General features: G+C 62.3%; 17 protein-coding genes. 7 read left to right on the top strand and 10 right to left on the bottom strand.

Annotated elements, in window-relative coordinates; translation table 11 throughout:
• Window positions 1-2: 2 nt before the first annotated feature.
• From HB777_21775 to HB777_21745, 7 genes are all read left to right on the top strand, one after another.
• A complete protein-coding gene (locus tag HB777_21775; GenBank protein QND66284.1) occupies window positions 3-1,970 on the top strand; it encodes a hydantoinase B/oxoprolinase family protein in 1,968 nt (655 codons plus the stop codon).
• Between the two features lie 157 nt (window positions 1,971-2,127).
• Window positions 2,128-2,979 (top strand): molybdopterin dehydrogenase, encoded by an 852-nt coding sequence (locus tag HB777_21770; protein ID QND66283.1) that lies wholly within the window; start codon window positions 2,128-2,130, stop codon window positions 2,977-2,979.
• Complete coding sequence (locus HB777_21765; GenBank protein QND66282.1) at window positions 2,976-3,473, top strand: (2Fe-2S)-binding protein; 498 nt, start codon at window positions 2,976-2,978, stop codon at window positions 3,471-3,473. Before HB777_21770 ends, HB777_21765 begins: the two co-directional genes overlap by 4 nt.
• On the top strand, window positions 3,466-5,814 hold the full coding sequence (locus HB777_21760; protein ID QND66281.1) for a xanthine dehydrogenase family protein molybdopterin-binding subunit: 2,349 nt from the start codon (window positions 3,466-3,468) through the stop codon (window positions 5,812-5,814). Before HB777_21765 ends, HB777_21760 begins: the two co-directional genes overlap by 8 nt.
• Window positions 5,815-5,826: 12 nt before the next feature.
• Entirely contained in the window at window positions 5,827-6,558 is a 732-nt protein-coding gene (gene pxpA, locus HB777_21755) for a 5-oxoprolinase subunit PxpA (protein QND66280.1), read from the top strand.
• A 95-nt stretch (window positions 6,559-6,653) separates the two neighbouring features.
• Window positions 6,654-8,036: an aspartate aminotransferase family protein gene (locus HB777_21750; GenBank protein ID QND66279.1), complete on the top strand. Its 1,383-nt coding sequence runs from the start codon at window positions 6,654-6,656 to the stop codon at window positions 8,034-8,036.
• Window positions 8,033-8,449, top strand: coding sequence for a nuclear transport factor 2 family protein (locus HB777_21745; protein QND66278.1), 417 nt, complete (start codon window positions 8,033-8,035; stop codon window positions 8,447-8,449). Before HB777_21750 ends, HB777_21745 begins: the two co-directional genes overlap by 4 nt.
• A 105-nt stretch (window positions 8,450-8,554) precedes the next feature.
• On the opposite strand, the gene HB777_21740 is transcribed toward HB777_21745, so the two are convergent.
• From HB777_21740 to pxpA (HB777_21695), 10 genes are all read right to left on the bottom strand, one after another.
• A complete protein-coding gene (locus tag HB777_21740; protein ID QND66277.1) occupies window positions 8,555-9,751 on the bottom strand; it encodes an ABC transporter substrate-binding protein in 1,197 nt (398 codons plus the stop codon).
• Window positions 9,752-9,793: 42 nt separating this feature from the next.
• The gene (locus HB777_21735) at window positions 9,794-10,882 is read right to left on the bottom strand and encodes a branched-chain amino acid ABC transporter permease (GenBank protein ID QND66276.1); all 1,089 of its coding nucleotides are present in this window, start codon (window positions 10,880-10,882) and stop codon (window positions 9,794-9,796) included.
• Window positions 10,883-10,885: 3 nt separating this feature from the next.
• On the bottom strand, window positions 10,886-11,791 hold the full coding sequence (locus HB777_21730) for a branched-chain amino acid ABC transporter permease (protein QND66275.1): 906 nt from the start codon (window positions 11,789-11,791) through the stop codon (window positions 10,886-10,888).
• A 1-nt stretch (window position 11,792) separates the two neighbouring features.
• Entirely contained in the window at window positions 11,793-12,527 is a 735-nt protein-coding gene (locus tag HB777_21725; protein ID QND66274.1) for an ABC transporter ATP-binding protein, read from the bottom strand.
• On the bottom strand, window positions 12,524-13,276 hold the full coding sequence (locus HB777_21720) for an ABC transporter ATP-binding protein (protein ID QND66273.1): 753 nt from the start codon (window positions 13,274-13,276) through the stop codon (window positions 12,524-12,526). The genes HB777_21725 and HB777_21720 overlap by 4 nt, the downstream gene beginning before the upstream one ends.
• 249 nt (window positions 13,277-13,525) lie before the next feature.
• Window positions 13,526-14,497 (bottom strand): biotin-dependent carboxyltransferase, encoded by a 972-nt coding sequence (locus HB777_21715; GenBank protein ID QND66272.1) that lies wholly within the window; start codon window positions 14,495-14,497, stop codon window positions 13,526-13,528.
• Window positions 14,487-15,362: a carboxyltransferase domain-containing protein gene (locus HB777_21710; protein ID QND66271.1), complete on the bottom strand. Its 876-nt coding sequence runs from the start codon at window positions 15,360-15,362 to the stop codon at window positions 14,487-14,489. Before HB777_21710 ends, HB777_21715 begins: the two co-directional genes overlap by 11 nt.
• A gap of 9 nt (window positions 15,363-15,371) precedes the next feature.
• Window positions 15,372-16,736 carry an acetyl-CoA carboxylase biotin carboxylase subunit gene (locus tag HB777_21705; GenBank protein QND66270.1) on the bottom strand — a complete coding sequence of 455 codons (1,365 nt, stop codon included), beginning with the start codon at window positions 16,734-16,736 and terminating at the stop codon, window positions 15,372-15,374.
• Window positions 16,736-16,969, bottom strand: coding sequence for a biotin carboxyl carrier domain-containing protein (locus HB777_21700; protein ID QND66269.1), 234 nt, complete (start codon window positions 16,967-16,969; stop codon window positions 16,736-16,738). The genes HB777_21705 and HB777_21700 overlap by 1 nt, the downstream gene beginning before the upstream one ends.
• 66 nt (window positions 16,970-17,035) lie before the next feature.
• A complete protein-coding gene (pxpA, locus tag HB777_21695; GenBank protein QND68861.1) occupies window positions 17,036-17,758 on the bottom strand; it encodes a 5-oxoprolinase subunit PxpA in 723 nt (240 codons plus the stop codon).
• Between the last annotated feature and the right edge of the window lie 123 nt (window positions 17,759-17,881).

Below are 17,881 nucleotides of genomic sequence, written 5' to 3'. Positions count from 1 at the left end.
ACATGACAAAGCTGATTGAAACGAGCCCTGGCCTCGATCCTGTAACGTTCGAGGTGCTGAAGAACTCCTTCATCACCACCGTCGACCAGATGGCCGAACAGATGCTTCGCACCTGCTATTCCTTCGTCATCTACAACCGAGACTTTTCGAACGCCCTGCACGACGCCGATGGCAACTCCGTCGCCCAGGGCAATTATGATATCGCGGTCCATGTCGGTACACTTCACAACACCTGCAAGGAGGTGATCCGGGTCTTCGAAGGCGATATGGCGCCCGGCGACGTCTACGCAATCAACGATCCTTATGCCGGCGGAACGCATTTCAGCGATGTTCGGCTCGTCCGGCCGATTTTCGACGAAGACAAACTGATCGGCTTCTCCCAGTCGAACGGACACTGGTCGGATCTCGGCGGCTCGGTGCCGGGTTCCTTCGACGTCACCGCCCGCGACATGTTCCGCGAAGGCCTGCGGATCACGCCGCTGCGCCTTTTCCAGCGCGGCCGCTTCTGCTCCGACGTCGCCAACATGATCGCGGCCAACACGCGCGATCCGGCATCGATCATCGGTGACATCCATTCCCAGGCGCAGGCGACGCAGGCTGCCGAGCGCGAACTGCTGCGGCTGGTCAAGAAGTACGGCCGCGGCCAGGTCATGCGCGGTATGGAGGAGGTCCAGGACTACGTCGAACGTGCGGTGCGAAAGCGTCTCGCGGACCTGCCCGACGGCACCTGGGAGACGGTCGACTACATCGATCGGGATCTCGGTGCCGGCGAAGGCATGATCCCGATCCGCATCAAGATGACGATCAAGGGCGACACGATCCACTACGATTTTACGGGAAGCCATTCGACCATTGCCTCGATGTACAATTCCGCGCCGGGGGCAACCTTCTCGGCCGTGGTCGCCGGCATGAAGACCTTCTTCCCGGACCTTCCACTCAACAGCGGGTTTTACCGGATGATCGAGGTGACCGCGCCAAAGAACAGCATCGTCAGCGCGGAATGGCCGGTGGCGGTGACCGGGTTCCTGATGCCGTTCGAAAAGATCATGAACGCGATCTTCGAGATGTGGTCGAAGATCATGCCCGAACGCGCTATCGCTTGTGCTTTCAACCTCGAATATCTGCTGGCCGGGGGACGGGACGCGCGCAAACCCGAAAAGCCGATCTTCATGTTCTACGAATGGCTGCCCGGCGGCTGGGGCGGGCGCAACGGCAAGGATGGTGCCGATGTCACCACCGCCTGTTTCGGAACGGGCTTGATGTCGCAACCCAACGAAGGCAACGAGCGGGTGAATCCCACTCGGACGATCGAGTTCCAGATCAAGCAGGATTCAGCCGGTCCCGGCAAATGGCGGGGCGGCGTCGGCGTGCAGAAGACCTCGTTGTTGCTTGAGGCCGAAAATGCCGTCATGTCCTATATTTGCGACCGCGAGCGCGCTGTCGTCTGGGGTGTCGAAGGAGGCCTGCCGTCGATGCCCCACGGCTTGACCATGAAGCGCGCCGGAGAAGAAACCGAGATCTGGCTCGGCTCCGTGTTCTCCGATTACTCCGTCCACACAGGCGACCAGTTCGCTCGTCCGACGGCCGGCGGCGGGGGTTTCGGCGATCCACTGGAACGCGAGCCCCGCAAGGTGATGGAGGACGTGATCGACGACTACGTTTCTCTGGAGCGCGCCAAGACTGACTACGGCGTGGTGATCCGCGAAATCGACCGCGACCTGTGCCAGTACGAAATCGACGAGGCGGCAACCGAGGCCTGCCGTGCCGACATCCGGGCGAAACGGAAGGACTGGGCGCGTATGGATCCTGAAGAGGTCGCGCGCAAATACCGCTCCGGCGAGATCGATACGCTCGATGCGGTTCGGCACTATGCCGTGATCCTCGACTGGGAGACTGGTGAGCTCCTTCCCAAAACCACCGCCCAGTTCCGTGAGAGCTTTGAGAAGCGGACGGTCGCTCACTGGGCTTGAGCACCAACGAGCGCGCCGCAAACCTTGCGGGCGCTAGCATGGAGTTATCTGTTTTCTCGATACGATATTCAAAGAATTACTATTTCACAGGAGCCTAAAGCTGGAGCAACAATGCTGCAGCGCCGCAAAAGACGGCTACTTCCGAGGGGTATGACAGATGGCATCAAGCGTGGAACGATCGTTCACCGCAGCCAGCACACTTGACGAGGCAATGGCCGCACGCCGGCAAGGTGCGGCGGTGCTTGCCGGCGGCACCTGGATGATGCGTGATCCACGACGCGGGATCGACCTTCCCGAGGCGGTGGTCGCACTCCATCGAATACCGGCCTTGTCCAAGGTCGAAATCGAACCGGACCATGTCGTGATCGGCGCAGCCGTTACCCACGCAGTCCTTGGCCGCGCGTTGTACGGCGCAGCGGGCTTCGAAGGGGTGGTTGCCGCTGCGGAGGGTGCGGCCAATCCCGGCATCCGAAGGGTCGCCACCGTGGGTGGCAACCTTTGTGCCCTCGATTTTGCCGCCGCCGATCTGGTCCCTGCGCTTCTCGTCTGTGAGGCGACGGTGGAGCTGGAGACGGTCGAAGGCCCAAAACTCCTCGGTATTTCGGATTTCCTCAAAGACAGGCATACGCTGCTGACCGACGGGATCGTAACGAGAATTCATCTGCGCCGCGACCTTGTCGCAAGTGCTCATATCCGCCTGCCGCTTAGGAAAGCCGGCGACTATCCGGTCGCCATCGTCTCCCTCGCGATGGACAAAGACAAACGATGTCGCATTGCCGTCGGCTCGGTGGAGCCGGTAGCGCGGCGCTGGACGGCGCTCGAACAGGCCATGAGGGCAGGCCCGGCCTCCGCCCTCGATCCGGAACGTGCCGCCGAGCTTGCACTGGAGCACAATGATTTTCAGGGCCGCGACGGCAAGGAAGCGGAGGGTTGGTACCGGCGCCAGGTTCTTCCGCCGCTGGTCAAGCGCGGTGTTGCGGCACTTCTCAAGACCGGGGGCCTGGCATGACCGTGACATTCCAGCTGAATGGCGAGGACTGCCGCTTTCATGGCGATCCGATGACGCCGCTCGTCGACATCTTGCGGCAGGAACGATTCCTGACGGGGACCAAAGCCGTCTGCCGCGAAGGCTTTTGCGGCGCGTGCACGGTGCATGTCGACGACGAAGCGGTGCCGTCCTGCCTGAAGCCGATTGCACTCGTCCAGGGATGCGCGGTGACGACCATCGAGGGATTGAGTTCCGGAAACCACCCGTTGCACCCGCTCCAGGCGGCTTTCGAGGCGGCCGATGCCGTGCAATGCGGCATGTGTTTTCCGGGAATGGTCATGAGCCTTTCGGCCTTCGTGCGTGACAATCCGCATGCGAGCCGTCCCGAAATCAAAGCCGCGATGGTCGGCAACATCTGCCGCTGCACGGGATATGAGCGGATCGTCGACACCGTGGCCGACTGCCTCGACCAAGCGCGGAAGGCTGGCCAGTTGGTGGGAGGCGTCCATGTCTGAGCTGTCCGCCACCGTGATGAATCTTCCCCGCCGCGATGCGCAGGACAAGCTCCGCGGGCGCACGAAATACACCAACGACCGGATTCGCCCCGACATGTTGCATGCCGTGTTGCTGCGGTCGACCGTTCCCGCGGGGCGTATCCGCAAGCTCGACGTTTCGGCGGCACTTCGCTGTCCAGGCGTGCGCGCGGTGGCGACCGGCGCCGATGCGCCAGGGCTCTACGGCATCGGCATTGCCGACCATCCGCTCTTGGCCATCGACACCATCCGCTATCACGGCGAGCCAATCGCCGTCATCGCCGCCGAGACGGAGAAGCAGGCGCGAGCGGCACTTGCCGCCATCGTGCTCGAGGTTGAGCCGCTGGCGCCGGTGTTCACCATGGCCGAAGCGCTCCAGCCCGCCGCCCGTCTCGTCCACGAAGGCTGGCGCGGCTATGAGGTGATCACGGAAGGCGGTGCACGCGCCGGCAACATTGCATGGGAGGCAAAATCCAGTCGCGGCGATGTCGATGCTGCTTTCGCCCGTCCCGACATACGCATCGTCGAGAGCAGCTTCACCGTTGGCCGGCAGAGCCATGTACCCTTCGAACCGCGCGTTGCCATCGGCTCCTGGGAGGACGGCCGTGCTCACATCCAGACCTCGACGCAGGTGCCTTGGACAGTGCGCAACGTCACCGGAAGGGTCATGCAGCTTCCGCCCGGGCGTGTGCGGGTCACCGTACCCCCTGTCGGTGGCGGGTTCGGCCTGAAATTCGATGCGTCCATCGAGCCGATCACGGCACTTCTGGCGCGGATGACCGGGCGCACGGTGGTCCTGGAAAACACCCGGCAGGAAGAGATGGCAACCTGCCTCTGTCGCGAGAACGCGGAAATCCGCATTCGCTCCGCGGTCACCCCAGAAGGATACATTGCCGGGCGCGAGGCGGTCGTGCTGATGGACTGCGGTGCGTATGGCGGTGAACAGGTCTTCCTGACGACGATGACGGCGCACACGCTGGGCGGCAATTACAAGGTTGGCGCAATGCGGCTCGTCAGCCGCGCCGTATACACCAACACACCGCCCAACGGCGCTTTCCGGGCTTGCAACGGCGTCTACAACACATTCGCGTTGGAGCGGCACACCGACGAAATCTGCGATGCGCTGGGCTTCGACCCAATGGAGTTCCGGAAGCAAAATGTCCTTGGAGATGGCGATCTCGGCGCCACGGGCCAGGTTTTCGAGGCCGACGTGCTGGGTCCGATGCTCGATCGTATGGAAGCGTTGCGTGCCAGTACCGGCACATCGGAAGCGAAGGCCGACGGCAGGCTCTATGGAATCGCGACCACGGTCGGCACATGGTTCGTTTTCGTCGGACCCTCGGCGGCGACGGTGAATTTGAACGCCGACGGCAGCGCAACGCTGGTCACGTCGGGTGTGGAGATCGGATCGGGCACGATGGTGCAATCCCTGCCGCAGATCGTGGCTGGGCAGCTCGGCCTCGCTCCCGACCAGGTGATCGTGCGCGAAGCCGATACAGATGCCGCCGGTCTCGATGTCGGCGTTGGCGGTGGGCGCACCACCGTGTCCATTGGTGCTGCGAGCATCGCCGCCTGTGCAGAGGTGCGGGAGAAGCTGCTGCGGACCGCCGGCGAGATGCTCCAGACCCGACCGGAAGACCTGGTGCTGCGGGATGGTCGTGTCGAGATCACGGGTCGTCCCGGTTCCGGCATGTCGATCCCCGCTGTCGTCGCCCATGCGCAGGCCACCACCGGCCCGATTACAGGAAGCGGAGCCTTTACCGCCAGGAACACTCCGGCAATGTCCGGCTGCGCGATGGGGCATTTCATCGATGCACTCGACATTCCCGTCTTTGTTGTTCACGAGGCCGAGGTGGCGGTCGATCCGGACACCGGTCATGTCGAGGTGCTGGCCTATCGCGTGGTTCAAGATGTCGGCCGCGCGCTCAACCCGCGCGCCATCCTGGGCCAGATACAGGGCGGTGTGGTGCAGGGGCTGGGCTATGCCTTGCATGAGGAGGTGACGCTCACCGTCGACGGACGCATCGCGCAGGACGATTTCGAGACCTATCGCCTGCCGTTGGCGCAGGACGTGATTCCGGTCGCCGCCGACCTCTATGAGGGCGCACCGTCGATGGGGCCTCTCGGCACCAAGGGCGCCGGTGAGGTCCCAATCCTGGCCGTGGGCGCGGCGATCGGCTGCGCGGTGGCGCGCGCCATCGGCAAGCCGGTGCAGCAGCTGCCACTGACGCCGCCGCGCGTGCTTCGGCTGCTGCACGAGCGCGAACCGCCACCGGAATTCCCGCACATAGCCCCCGGCTGGGCAGCAAACACTCTGGGCTGAGGCAAGCAAACCATGGTCACCCTGAATTGCGACATGGGGGAAAGTTACGGCAACTGGCGCTTCGGCGACGATGCCGGCATCATGCCTCATATCGATTGCGCCAACATCGCCTGCGGCTTCCACGCCTCCGATCCATGGACCATGCTGAAGACCGTGCGGCTCGCGCTTTCGCATGGAAAGCAGGTTGGGGCGCATCCCTCCCTTCCCGATCGCGAGGGGTTCGGCCGGCGCGAAATGAAACTTCAGCCGGAGGAACTGACAGCCGCCTTCCTCTACCAAATCGGTGCGCTGACAGGGATGCTGGCCGCCGAGGGCGGGCAGCTCAGCCATGTCAAGCCGCACGGCATCATTTACGGCATGGCCGCGAACGACATCGACACTGCCCGGGCAATTGCCACGGCGGTCAAGCCGTTCGGCGTCCCGCTCTTCGGCATGGCGGGAACCTGTCACGAGACGGCGGCAGATGAACTCGGCGTTGCCTTCGTGGGCGAGTTCTTTCCCGATCTTGCCTACGCTCCCGGCGGTGGCCTGATCATTCCAAGGGTACAGTCGGCCATCGACCTGACGCTTGCCGAGCATCGCATGGTGGGGGCGCTTACCCGACACGAACTGGTCACGACAGACGGCACGGTCCGCCCGGTCGACTTCGCCACCGTCTGCATCCACTCCGATCCGCCGAATGCGCGCGACGTCGCCGCGCTGATGCGACGGATCATCGACACCCATTCCGACGGCCTCTCATGATTGGTTTTCCCGAATCGTGAAGGCTCCACGCCCGCGATCGAGGACCATCTCGAACTCACTGCCCGAACCATTTCCCCAAGCCGCTGAGGACTTCCATGGACGCGCTTTCCAACTCTCTCGCCGCCGCCGACATCGCCACAACCATGCACCCCTACACAAACCTGCGTCAGCACGAAAAAACCGGGCCGCTGATCATCAGCCGCGGCGACGGCATCCGTGTGTTTGACGAGCGCGGCAAGGAATACATCGAAGGGCTCGCGGGGCTGTGGTCTGTGGGCGTCGGCTTTTCGGAAAAGCGGTTGGCCGACGCTGCCTATCAGCAAATGCTGAAGCTGCCCTACTACCACACCTTCTCCTCCAAGGCGCATGAGCCGTCTATCCGGCTCGCGGAGAAACTCGTGGAGATGACGCCGGAAAACCTGACGCGTGTCTTCTTCACGTCGTCGGGCTCGGAAGCCAACGACACCATCGTGAAGATGATGTGGTTCATGAACAACGCGCTGGGCCGGCCCAAAAAGAAGAAATTCCTGGCACGGACCAAAGGCTATCACGGCATCACCGTCGCCTCCGGCAGCCTGACGGGCCTGCCGATCAACCATCGCGACTTCGACCTGCCGGCGATACCCGTTCGCCACCTGACCTGCCCGCACTTCTATCGTTTCGGCATGGAAGGCGAAGACGAAGCGGCCTTCACGGCGCGTCTGCTCGCCGAGCTGGAAGCGGTGATCGCGGAAGAAGGGGCCGACACAATCGCAGCCTTCATAGGAGAGCCGCTGATGGCAGCTGGCGGCGTTCTGCCGCCGCCGGTCGGATACTGGGAAGGTGTGGAGAAAATCTGCCGGGCAAATGATATCACTCTGATAGCAGATGAGGTGATCTGTGGTTTCGGGCGGCTCGGCACGCCCTTTGGCTGTCAGAAATTCAGCTTCACGCCTGATATCATGACGCTTTCCAAGCAGATCACCTCCTCCTACATGCCGCTGGCCGCGGTGATGTTCTCGGAGGCGATCTATCAGGCGATCGCCGACAACACCGCAACGATCGGCAATTTCGGCCACGGCTTCACGGCGTCGGGTCATCCGGTAGCCACGGCGGTGGGTCTCGAAAACCTCGCCATCTTCGAGGAGCGGGACCTGATCGGAAACGCGGCCCGCCTCGAGACGTCGTTCCAGGCCGGCATTCGCTCGTTTGCCGATCATCCGCTCGTCGGCGAAGCGCGGGGCACCGGTCTTATCGGCGCCGTTGAGCTGGTGGCAGACAAGGCGACGAAACGCCCCTTCGCCAAGGTTGGGCGCGCAGGGACGATCGCAGCAGGGATCGGCCAGGAGGAAGGCCTCATCTTCCGCGCCATCGGCGACCAGCTCGCGCTTTGTCCGCCGATGATCTCGACAGAAGACGATGTGAAGGAAATCATGACGCGCATGAGCCGGACGCTTGAGCGCCTGACCGGTGCGGTTGCCAAGGAGGGACTTGAATGATCGGCGAACATGCGGACCAGACAGTCATGACCGGAGGCGATCTTCCGGTACAGCGGTCTGCGCTTCTTGGTCGGTTTATGGCGGCGTGGAACGCCCACGACCTTGACGGCTTGATGGCCTGCATGGCGGAGGATTGCGCCTTCCATGGCTCGGCTGGACCCGAACCGAGCGGTCGCCGTCACATTGGACGGGAAGCCGTACGGGCTGCCTATGCCGCTATCTTTTCAACCTTTCCGGATGCTGCCTGGTCAAATGACAGCCATGTGGTCAGCGGAGCTACCGGACTGTCTTCCTGGCGCTTCACGGGAACAACGGCAGCGGGCGACAAGATAGAGGTCGACGGCTGCGACATCTTCGTTTTTTCAGGCGCGCGGATTGCGCTCAAGGATTCCTACCGCAAGGCCCGGACGTAAAGTTTTGGATGTCATGGACTGATGAATTGAACCGGCCCGCATCATGCGGGCCGGTTTTTGCATTGCGGGATGGAAAGAACGGCCGGACCGAGCCGGTCGCCACGACTACTTCAAGAGCGCGTCAAGCGGGATCGGTTCGGAGATCGTCCAGCTGTCGATGATCGATGGCTTGCCTTTCTCGGTGTCAGCGATCAGGTATTTGGTCTGGTTCTGGTGGTGCAGTTCGGATGTGAAGGTGCGGGGACCGAAAAGGGTCGGCTCGTTCTTCATTTTTTCGAGTTCTGCGACAACGGCATCCGCATCGATGCTCTTGGCGCGTTCGACGGCCTTTGCCCAGACGTCGATCATGACATAACCTGGATAGACATACATGGACGACGGGTCGGCGCCGGTCTTGGCCTTGTAGGCTGCGTTGAACTTGTTGACTTCCGGGTTCGGGTCGTCACCGTAGATGGAACCCTGGACCGGAACGTAGAAATTGGAAAGGTCAGGTACAGCCGACAGCCAGTAGCTGCCGTCCATGCCGGAGCCGTTGAGAATCATCGAATTGATGCCGGCGGCACGGATCTGTTTTACCGCCGAAACACCGCCCGGCATCATGGTGCAAAGCATGATCGCATCGGGCTCCTTTGGCAGGGCCTTGATACGGCTGATCTGGGCAGCGATTGAGGGGTCGTCGTTCTTGAAGGTATCTTGACCCACAAGTTTGGCGCCCTTGGTCTCCAGCTTCGGCATCATCCAGTCGAAGCCGTCGCAGATGCCCTTGTTGTATTCCGTCCAGGTGTCGAGCAGGCGGTAGAAGGTCTTGGCCTCCTTCTTGTTGTATGCCCATTCGGCCATCGTCGCTCCCTGCACGGCCGCCAGCACCGACGCGGAGAAGCTGTGCGGACCTACGCCCTGGATGCCCGCCTTGACCGATTCAGCGCAGAGGAAGAAGGAAACCTTGCCAGCCGCCTCGGCGGCGAGTGCCGCTGGCGAGCCGAAGTCGTAGTCGCAGGAGACGACGACGAGGTCAGCGCCCTGGTCGAGAACGGAAAGACCTGCCTTTGCGCCTTCGGCACGGTCGGACTTGGTGTCGGCTTTCACGACTTCAATCTTCTTCCCCAGAAGACCGCCGGCGGCGTTTATTTCGTCGATGCGGATCAGCGCGGCATCGGTGGCAGGCTTGTCGTAAGCCTCCATGAAGCCCGATTCCGCCGTGGCGAAACCGACCACGATCTTGCTGTCGTCCGCCAAGGCTGGAAAGGCAGCCGTTGCGGTGAAGAGCATCGTTGCTGTCGCTATTTTTAGTTTGTTTATCATAGACTTCTCCTTTCAAGGTTACGGCGGCTCACAATCCGCCGGTCAGTCACCGCGGTTGCGGGTTAAAGAGATCTCGCGATTGCCGAAAACGCCTGCCGGACGAAGCGCCAGAATGATGATCATGATGATACCCAGGGCGATCTCCTGAAGGCCTTTCGGTATGGCGAAGGCGACGTCGCCAATGGAAACCCCGGCTTCCAGCCAGCGCAGGGTCTGAATGAGGGCCGAGAGGAACACGACACCGATCACGCCGCCCGAAAGGCTGCCCATGCCGCCAACGACAAGCATGGCGATGGTGATGAAGGTGAGACCGAGATAGAAGGTATCCGGCGTTACAACCCCGATGGAGTGGGCCATTAAGGCGCCGCCGAGACCCATTATGGCACCGGAGATCACAAAGGCGACAAGCCGCTCCCTTGGAATATCGACGCCGGAGGCTGCTGCTGCCGTCGGTTCGTCGCGGGCGGCACGCAGTGCCAGACCGGAACGCGATATTGCATGTGCCCAGGCAATGAAGATCGAGATGATGGCGGCGATCAGATAGGGCCAGATCGAGCGGATGATCGGGATGCCGACGACCGACGATGTCCCGCCGGTGACGGTTTCCCAGTTGGAGTAGATCGTGTTGATCATCGCCAGCATGGCGAAGGTCGCGATGGAGGCGGCGATGCCCGATAGCCGCATCAGGATTCGCCCGAAGATCAGCGCCGCCAGACCTGCAAAGATCGCGGCGATGATGGCCGCCTCCCAATAGGGCATTTGGGTTTTTATCAGCCAGCCGGGAAGACCGGAAAAGGCCATCTTCTTCATGATGGGATTGATCGTCAGCCACGCCGCCACATAGGCGCCGAGGCAGGTGAAGCCGATATGGCCGAAGCTCAGCACGCCGGAATTGCCAATAAATACATAAAGGCCGACGACGAGGATGACGCGGAGGAAGACATCAATGATCACCTGATTGAATGGTCTCGATCCGGTCATCATCGTCAGCAGCGCGATGGCGATCATCAACAGCGCCAGCAGGATCGGCGTGATGATGGTACGGCGCGCCAGCACGAAGGGCCGAGGGGTTTTGGCAACGATGGCGCCGGTGGTCAGTTGCGGCTCGATGGCCGGGGACGCTGCGGACATGGATCAGACCCTTTCCTTTGTGCCACGGGCCGAAATCAGGCCTTGCGGACGGAAGAGGAGGACGAGGATGACCGCTCCATAGACAAAGGCATCGCGGAAGGGCCGGGCATCGATGGGCAGCATGACCTGCATGACCACTGATGCGGCACCGAGCAGGAAGCCCGCCAGCACGGCGCCAGCCAGACTGCCTAGGCCGCCGATAACCGTTGCGATGAACGCCATCAGCATGATCGCCGCCCCCATCTGGATATCGGCGGTGCCGGTCTGGGCCACGAAGATCAAGGCGATGGCACCTGCCAGCGCGCCGGACAGCGCGAAAGCTCCCATGATGACCCGGTTGGCGCGGACGCCGAGCATGCGCGCCATGGAGAAATTCTCCGCCGCCGCCCGCATTTCCAGTCCGAACCGGGTCCGGCGCAGAAAGGCGGTCAGGCCCAACAGGATCAACATGGTCGCGACGATGGTGATGAGCTGGAGAAGCGGCAGCCGGGCGCCGAAAATCTCGACGGGCTGGGAGAGTTCGGGGAGGAGATTGATCGATTTCGGCCGACTGGAGAAAAGCATCAGCAGGAAGTAGCGAATGACGAAACCGAGCGCGAAGGAGGCGATCATCATCGTTGCCGGATTCGCCTTGCGGAACCGCCTGAAGACGACGATTTCGCACAGCACCGACAGCCCGGCCCCGCAGAGGAGCACGAAGGGCACCAGCAGGTACCACGGCAATTGGCCAGCGAAGACGATGGCCATGGCGTCTGTTGACGGCCACAGCAGCGCGAAGACGCAGAAGGCGATGACGTCGCCATGCGCGAAGTTCACGAGCCGCATGACGCCGAAGATGAGGGCAATGCCAAGCGCCCCGAGCGCATAGAGCGAACCAAGCGAGAGTGCGTCAAACAGGATCTGGAGCATCTCAGTGGTCCTCGTAACCGAAATAAGCAGCCTGGATCGCCTCGCCGTTGCCGAGCGTCCGGGCGTCGCCATCGAGCACGATCTGTCCGCCACGCATCAGGATCATCCGCCCGCCCACCATCATCGCCCGGGCCGAGCTCTGCTCCACGATCAGGAGCGTGAGCTGGCGCTGCGCACGCAGCGCGATCAGCCGCTCGTAGACCTGGTCGTTGATGTTGGGGGCGAGGCCCAGCGAAGGCTCGTCGATGGCTACAAGCCGCGGATTGGTCATCAGCGCGCGTCCGATGACCAGCATTTGTTGCTGCCCGCCGGACAGCAATCCCGCCTGCCCGTGCCGCCTCTCTTTCAGCATCGGGAAGGTTGCGTAGACGGCTTCGAGTTCACTGGCCGCCCGGCTGCGCCAGCCGCGGTCGCGGGCATGCATGCCGGTGCCGACCAGAAGGTTCTCTTCGGTCGTCAGCGAGCCGAAGACATCGCGCCCCTCCGGCACCATGGAGAATCCGAGCCGGGCGATGTTCTCCGGCGCCTGGCCGGTGACCTCTCGGCCGGCAAAGTCGATCCGGCCGCCCGCCACCGGCGTGACACCGGCGATCGCGCGCAACAGCGAAGACTTCCCGGCACCGTTCGGGCCGGTGATGAACAGGATTTCTCCTTCGTCCATGGAGAAGGAGACGTCGCGGACCGCCGTGAGACGGCTATAGCGGATGGTGATATCGGAAAGGGCGAGCAGGCTCATTCCATCACCTCCAGCACAGGCAGGTCGGTGTTCGAAGCCGTTCCCATATAGGCGTGGCGCACCTTCTCGCTGTCGCGGATGGCTGCGGGCGGGCCTTCTTCGATGATCGCTCCGGAATCGAGCACGACGATATGCTCGCAAAGGCCGAGCACCAGCCCGACATTGTGCTCGATCAGCAGGACACCACAGCCGAGATCGCCGGCGATGTGTCTTATCAGGGTCGAAAGCTCCCGAGCCTCCGGCGCGCTCATGCCAGCCGCTGGCTCGTCGAGCAGGATGTATGCGGGCCGTCCCATCAGGGCACGGCCAATGGCGACACGGCGCTCATCCGTATAAGGCAAGGTTCCGGCGATGCGTGAGCCCAACGCGCCGATGCCTATCCAGTCGAGCATCGCTTCCGCTTCGGCGATGGCAGCGCGCCGGCTCATTCCCAGGCCAACGCCGGTTACCTCCAGATTGTCCAGCACAGGCAGGTCGCGGAAGAGCCGCCCACCCTGGAAGGTGCGGGCGATGCCGCGCCGCCGGACCTGATGCGGCTTGAGACCGGTGAGTGCTGCCCCGTCGAGCTTGATGGTGCCTTCCGTAGGAGCTTGGAAGCCCGTCAGCACGTTGACGAGCGTGGTCTTGCCAGCGCCATTCGGGCCGATAAGGCCACTGATGCGGCCGGGCGTAATTTGGAGGTCTACCGATGACAGGGCCTTTAGCCCCGCAAACGACACCGAGACGTTCTCCGCGCTCAGATGACTCATGTCCCTTTCCTTCTTTTTACCGACGGAAAGGCGCGAAGCATCCGGCCTTGCGGCCAGTCACGTTGCAAATGTCTTCCCCTGTCGGTTCCGGCGGTCTCTAGCGGACTGCTCGGATGCCAAATTCACGCCGTTGCCCGGCGTCGTCTTGTCGTTTCGCGCACCGGATTTTGTCTTCCGCCACGCGCGGTCGGTTTTGGCCGACCGATCTCCTCACCTCCGGCTCCTCCGCCGGCATTTCCCCGGCTGACGTCAGCCGGCCAGATGCCCTTCAGCACGCGCCAGCGCGGCGCGCTGTTCGGCTCGCGCGGCAAGCGCGCCTTCCAGCGTGACCGAAACGAAGCGCGCCGGCGTGTGCGGCTGGAGCTGGGCGATCAGGTCCATGTCGGCCGAAATCACCACCCCCAGCATCATGTAGCCGCCACCCGAAACCGCGTCCCGGTGCAGAACGATCGGCTCTGTGCCGCTCGGCACCTGGACGGATCCATAAGGATAGCAGGCATCGACGATGTTCGAGGGGTCGGAGCCTGCGCCGAAAGGCTGCTCGCGCCCAACGAACTCCAGCGGCGTTCCGCCACGGAAGCGATAGCCGATGCGGTCAGCTTCGGGCGCGACCTTCCAGGTTTCCTCAAAGAACCGATTGCCGGCAGCTTCAGTGATCCGATGCCAGTACATGCCGGGGAGCATTCTGAGTTCCGCCGGATTATTCCACGCGCGGCGCAGATTTGCAGGCAGCGAAAGACCGGTTTTGCCGGAGCCTTCGCCGACGGGAAGCTCATCGCCCGCCTTCAGCGTGCGGCCCTGATGGCCGCCGAGTGCGCCCAGAATGTAAGTCGAGCGGGAGCCGAGAACCACGGGTACGTCGATGCCGCCGGAGACAGCCAGATAACCGCGCGCGCCGCCCTTGAGGAAGCCGAAGGAAAGCCGGTCACCAGCCTTCACCGGAAAGCTCTCCCAGGTCGGCCGTTCCTCGCCATTGAGTTTGGGTGGGAGCTCTCCACCCGTGACGGCGACGACCGCGGATTGGGTGAATTCGAGTTCGGGGCCCATGAAGGTGGCTTCGAGCACCGCGGCACCCGGATCGTTGCCGACAAGCAGGTTTGCGATGCGTGTGGCAAAGCGGTCCATGCCGCCGCCTTCGGGAATGCCGACATGATAGTGGCCCGGTCGGCCAAGGTCCTGCACGGAAGTGGAGAGGCCGGGAGAGATTACCTTAACGGCCATTGATAAGCTCCATCAGCTTCGCATTGGTGCCGTAAATATCGCCGTTGAAATCCGTCAGGCTGAAGGTGCACTGGCGAACCGTCGGCTGCCACCGATTGGCTTCGATTTCCTCCAGCGTGGCGTCGTAATCATCGCGGCCAATGGCCTTGAACTTCACGATGTCGCCTGGCTTGAACAGGCACATATCGTCGGAGAGGTAGCGCACCTTCCTGGTCGGGTCGTAGATTGGGACCGGGGTTATGCCATACATCTGGTAGCCGCCAGCGCCGCGCACCGAATAGATCGCTGCAAAGCAGCCGCCGTGGCCGATGGTGAGCTTGGGAGTGTCGGTGCGTGGACGCAAGTATTTTGGCGCCTGAATCTGTTTCTTGCGCTCAACCATCTGGTACAGGAAGGGCAGTCCGGCGACGAAGCCGACCATGGATACGAACCAGGGCTGGCCGGAATAGGCCGCGATAAACTCTTCCACCGTGGCGTAGCCATTGATGCGTGCCGAATATTCAAGATCGGTGGAGGACGGGTCCTGGTGGCGCTCGCGGAAGCGCAAGCAGGTTTCACGCGTCCATGGATCCTGGAAATAAACCGGCAGCTCGATGATCCGGGTCTTCAAAACCGGGTCTGCCTTTGAGGCCGCCTCTTCCATCGACTTCAGTTCGCTGAGCAGATCCTGCGGCTTGATGATGTCGGGGTTGAAGCGAATCTGGAAGCTGGCGTTGGCCGGGCAGATCTCGGTGACGCCTCGGATGCCTGCCGTACGCACCGCGTTGGTCATCGAAAGGCCGGTAAAGAAGGAGGTGAGCGACATGTCCTCGGACACCTCGCCGAAGATATGTTCGTCACCGCCGAAGTTGAATCGTATCGACATCGGTCCTCCTTAGCCCGCCAATGCTGCGGCGTTTTCGATGAGCCAGCCTTCCAGCCAGCGGGTATGCACGTCTCCCGCCCGCACCGCAGGATCGGCGGCGAGCGCAAGAAACAGCGGCTTGGTGGTCTTGAGCCCGCCGATCTTCAACTCGTTGAGCGCGCGGACCAGGCGGACTATCGCCGCCTCGCGCGTCTCTGCATGCACGATCAGCTTGGCAAGCAGAGAGTCATAGAAGGGCGGCACTTGATAGCCTTGGTAGAGCATGGAATCGAAGCGTACGCCCGGACCGCCGGGAATGCGAAGCTCGGCCACCTGCCCGGGAAATGGAGCGAACTCTTTCGCCGGGTCTTCGGCATTGAGCCGTACTTCGATCGCATGCCCCTTGACGGAGACATCGCCCTGCCTGAACCGCAGCTTCTCGCCACCGGCGATGCGAAGCATCTCCGCAACGAGGTCGATGCCGGTGATCGCCTCGGTGACCGGGTGCTCAACCTGAATGCGGGTATTCATCTCGATGAAGTAAAAGCGGTCGGCTTCATCATCATAAAGATACTCTACCGTGCCGGCACCAGAGTATTTGACCGCCTTGGCCAAAGCGACCGCCGAAGCGCAGAGCTCCTCGCGCAGCCCGTCGGAAAGTGCGCGCGACGGCGCCTCCTCCCAAACCTTCTGACGTCGCCGCTGCAGCGAGCACTCCCGCTCGTAGCAGTGGATGGCGTCGCTTCCGTCCGCCAGCACCTGCACCTCGATATGGCGGGCCTTGCCGATCACCTTTTCCATATAGAGACCACCGTCGCCAAAGGCGGCGAGAGCTTCTGCTTCGGCCTGAGGAAAGGCCTGTTCGAATTCGGTGAGCGAGTTCGCAATGCGAATGCCCCGCCCGCCGCCGCCTGCCGCAGCCTTGATCATCACCGGAAAACCGGTTTCGGTCAGCACCTCGCGACCAGCCTCGAGGCCCTCGACCCGGCCAGCCGAGCCTGGCACCACAGGGACACCCGCAGCGGCAGCGGCCGATCGCGCCGAGACCTTGTCTCCCATCATCCGGATCGCATCTCCCGACGGGCCGACGAAGACCAATCCGGCGCCTGTGACCGCGTCCGAAAACGCGGCATTCTCGGCAAGGAAACCATAGCCAGGATGAACGCTGTCACAGCCGGTGTCGCGGGCAGCCTTCAGAATTGCTTCGATGTTGAGATAGGACTTCTTTGCTGCTGGTGGGCCGATGTTGACCGCTTCGTCCGCAAGCTGGACGTGGAGCGACCCTGCGTCCGCGGCTGAGTACACGGCCACGGTGGCGATGCCCAGATCTTGTGCGGCCCGGATGATCCTGACCGCTATCTCGCCCCGGTTGGCAACCAGAAGCTTTTTCAGCATCAGTCGAGATCCGCAAGAGGTGCGCCGGCCATGATGGGTTCCTCATTGTCGGCAATGAAGCGGATGTTCGTACCGGCCGTCTCGGCTCTCACTTCGTGGAACGACTTCATCACTTCGATGAGGCCGATTACGTCTCCGGCGGAGACTGCGTCGCCATCCACCTTGTAGGGCGGCTGGTCTGGCGAAGCGCTGCGATAAAAAGTGCCGGGAAGAGGCGAAAGAATCTGGGCCATAAAAGAGCTCCGGAAAACTGCAGACAAGCTAATTTGGAACCGCCCGCGCGGGTGGTTCGGTCGGCTTCAGTGCCAAGGGGCGATTGCGGTGCGCACAGCCCTGGCGATTTCGATGGCGTTCGGCGTATCGGAATGCACGCAAATGGTTTCGCATCGTACAGGGAAGAAACTGCCGTCCTCTGCCGTGCCCTCGCGCTTGCTGATGGCGCGCACGCAACGCTCGGCCATCTCCGCGGGGTCCTTGGCGTCATGAACGCGTGTCAGGATCAGCTTGCCGGAGGCGTCGTAGTCGAGATCGGCGTAGAACTCGGCGACGAATGGGATGCCGCGCTCTTGATAGATCTTCTCGTGCAGGGTGCCCGTCATGCCGAAGAGGGGGACGCCGAAGATCTCTGCCGCGTCGCACACGCCATGGGCGACTGCCTCCTGCTGCATGGCCATGAAGTAAAGGCTGCCATGCGGCTTGATATGGTGGAGTTCCACACCCTCGGCCTTGAGGAAGCCGGCAAGCGCTCCCACCTGGTAAATGATGGTGTTCCTGACTTCGTCGCGGGTCATCCGCATCTCGCGCCGGCCGAAACCCTGAATATCCGGCAAGCCCGGATGGGCGCCGATCTTTACGCCATTCGCCTTGGCACTGCGGACGGCGGTGTGCATGTGATCCGGATCGGAGGCGTGAAAACCACAGGCGACATTGGCAACGTCGATGATCGGCATCATGCCCACATCGTCGCCAACCTTGTAAAGGCCAAAGCTTTCGCCCATGTCGCAGTTTAGCGTCACCGCCATCGCATTGTTACCCCTCGAAGCTGCCGTCTTTGCGGCGTTGCAGCATTTTTTGCGCATGCGCGGGCATTTGTGAAATAGTAGTTTATTGATTGTGATATCAAAAAAACAGATAATGGGCCTGGG

The sequence above is a fragment of the Mesorhizobium loti genome (assembly GCA_014189435.1).
Classification (GTDB): Bacteria; Pseudomonadota; Alphaproteobacteria; order Rhizobiales; family Rhizobiaceae; genus Mesorhizobium; species Mesorhizobium loti_G.
Note: the sequence above shows the minus strand (reverse complement) of the source record. Positions and strands in the feature narration are given on the sequence as shown.

Coding starts and splice junctions, on each gene's coding strand:
- HB777_21775 (QND66284.1), top strand. CDS start 3: ATGACAAAGCTGATTGAAACGAGCCCTGGCCTCGATCCTGTAACGTTC.
- HB777_21770 (QND66283.1), top strand. CDS start 2,128: ATGGCATCAAGCGTGGAACGATCGTTCACCGCAGCCAGCACACTTGAC.
- HB777_21765 (QND66282.1), top strand. CDS start 2,976: ATGACCGTGACATTCCAGCTGAATGGCGAGGACTGCCGCTTTCATGGC.
- HB777_21760 (QND66281.1), top strand. CDS start 3,466: ATGTCTGAGCTGTCCGCCACCGTGATGAATCTTCCCCGCCGCGATGCG.
- pxpA (QND66280.1), top strand. CDS start 5,827: ATGGTCACCCTGAATTGCGACATGGGGGAAAGTTACGGCAACTGGCGC.
- HB777_21750 (QND66279.1), top strand. CDS start 6,654: ATGGACGCGCTTTCCAACTCTCTCGCCGCCGCCGACATCGCCACAACC.
- HB777_21745 (QND66278.1), top strand. CDS start 8,033: ATGATCGGCGAACATGCGGACCAGACAGTCATGACCGGAGGCGATCTT.
- HB777_21740 (QND66277.1), bottom strand. CDS start 9,751: ATGATAAACAAACTAAAAATAGCGACAGCAACGATGCTCTTCACCGCA.
- HB777_21735 (QND66276.1), bottom strand. CDS start 10,882: ATGTCCGCAGCGTCCCCGGCCATCGAGCCGCAACTGACCACCGGCGCC.
- HB777_21730 (QND66275.1), bottom strand. CDS start 11,791: ATGCTCCAGATCCTGTTTGACGCACTCTCGCTTGGTTCGCTCTATGCG.
- HB777_21725 (QND66274.1), bottom strand. CDS start 12,527: ATGAGCCTGCTCGCCCTTTCCGATATCACCATCCGCTATAGCCGTCTC.
- HB777_21720 (QND66273.1), bottom strand. CDS start 13,276: ATGAGTCATCTGAGCGCGGAGAACGTCTCGGTGTCGTTTGCGGGGCTA.
- HB777_21715 (QND66272.1), bottom strand. CDS start 14,497: ATGGCCGTTAAGGTAATCTCTCCCGGCCTCTCCACTTCCGTGCAGGAC.
- HB777_21710 (QND66271.1), bottom strand. CDS start 15,362: ATGTCGATACGATTCAACTTCGGCGGTGACGAACATATCTTCGGCGAG.
- HB777_21705 (QND66270.1), bottom strand. CDS start 16,736: ATGCTGAAAAAGCTTCTGGTTGCCAACCGGGGCGAGATAGCGGTCAGG.
- HB777_21700 (QND66269.1), bottom strand. CDS start 16,969: ATGGCCCAGATTCTTTCGCCTCTTCCCGGCACTTTTTATCGCAGCGCT.
- pxpA (QND68861.1), bottom strand. CDS start 17,758: ATGGCGGTGACGCTAAACTGCGACATGGGCGAAAGCTTTGGCCTTTAC.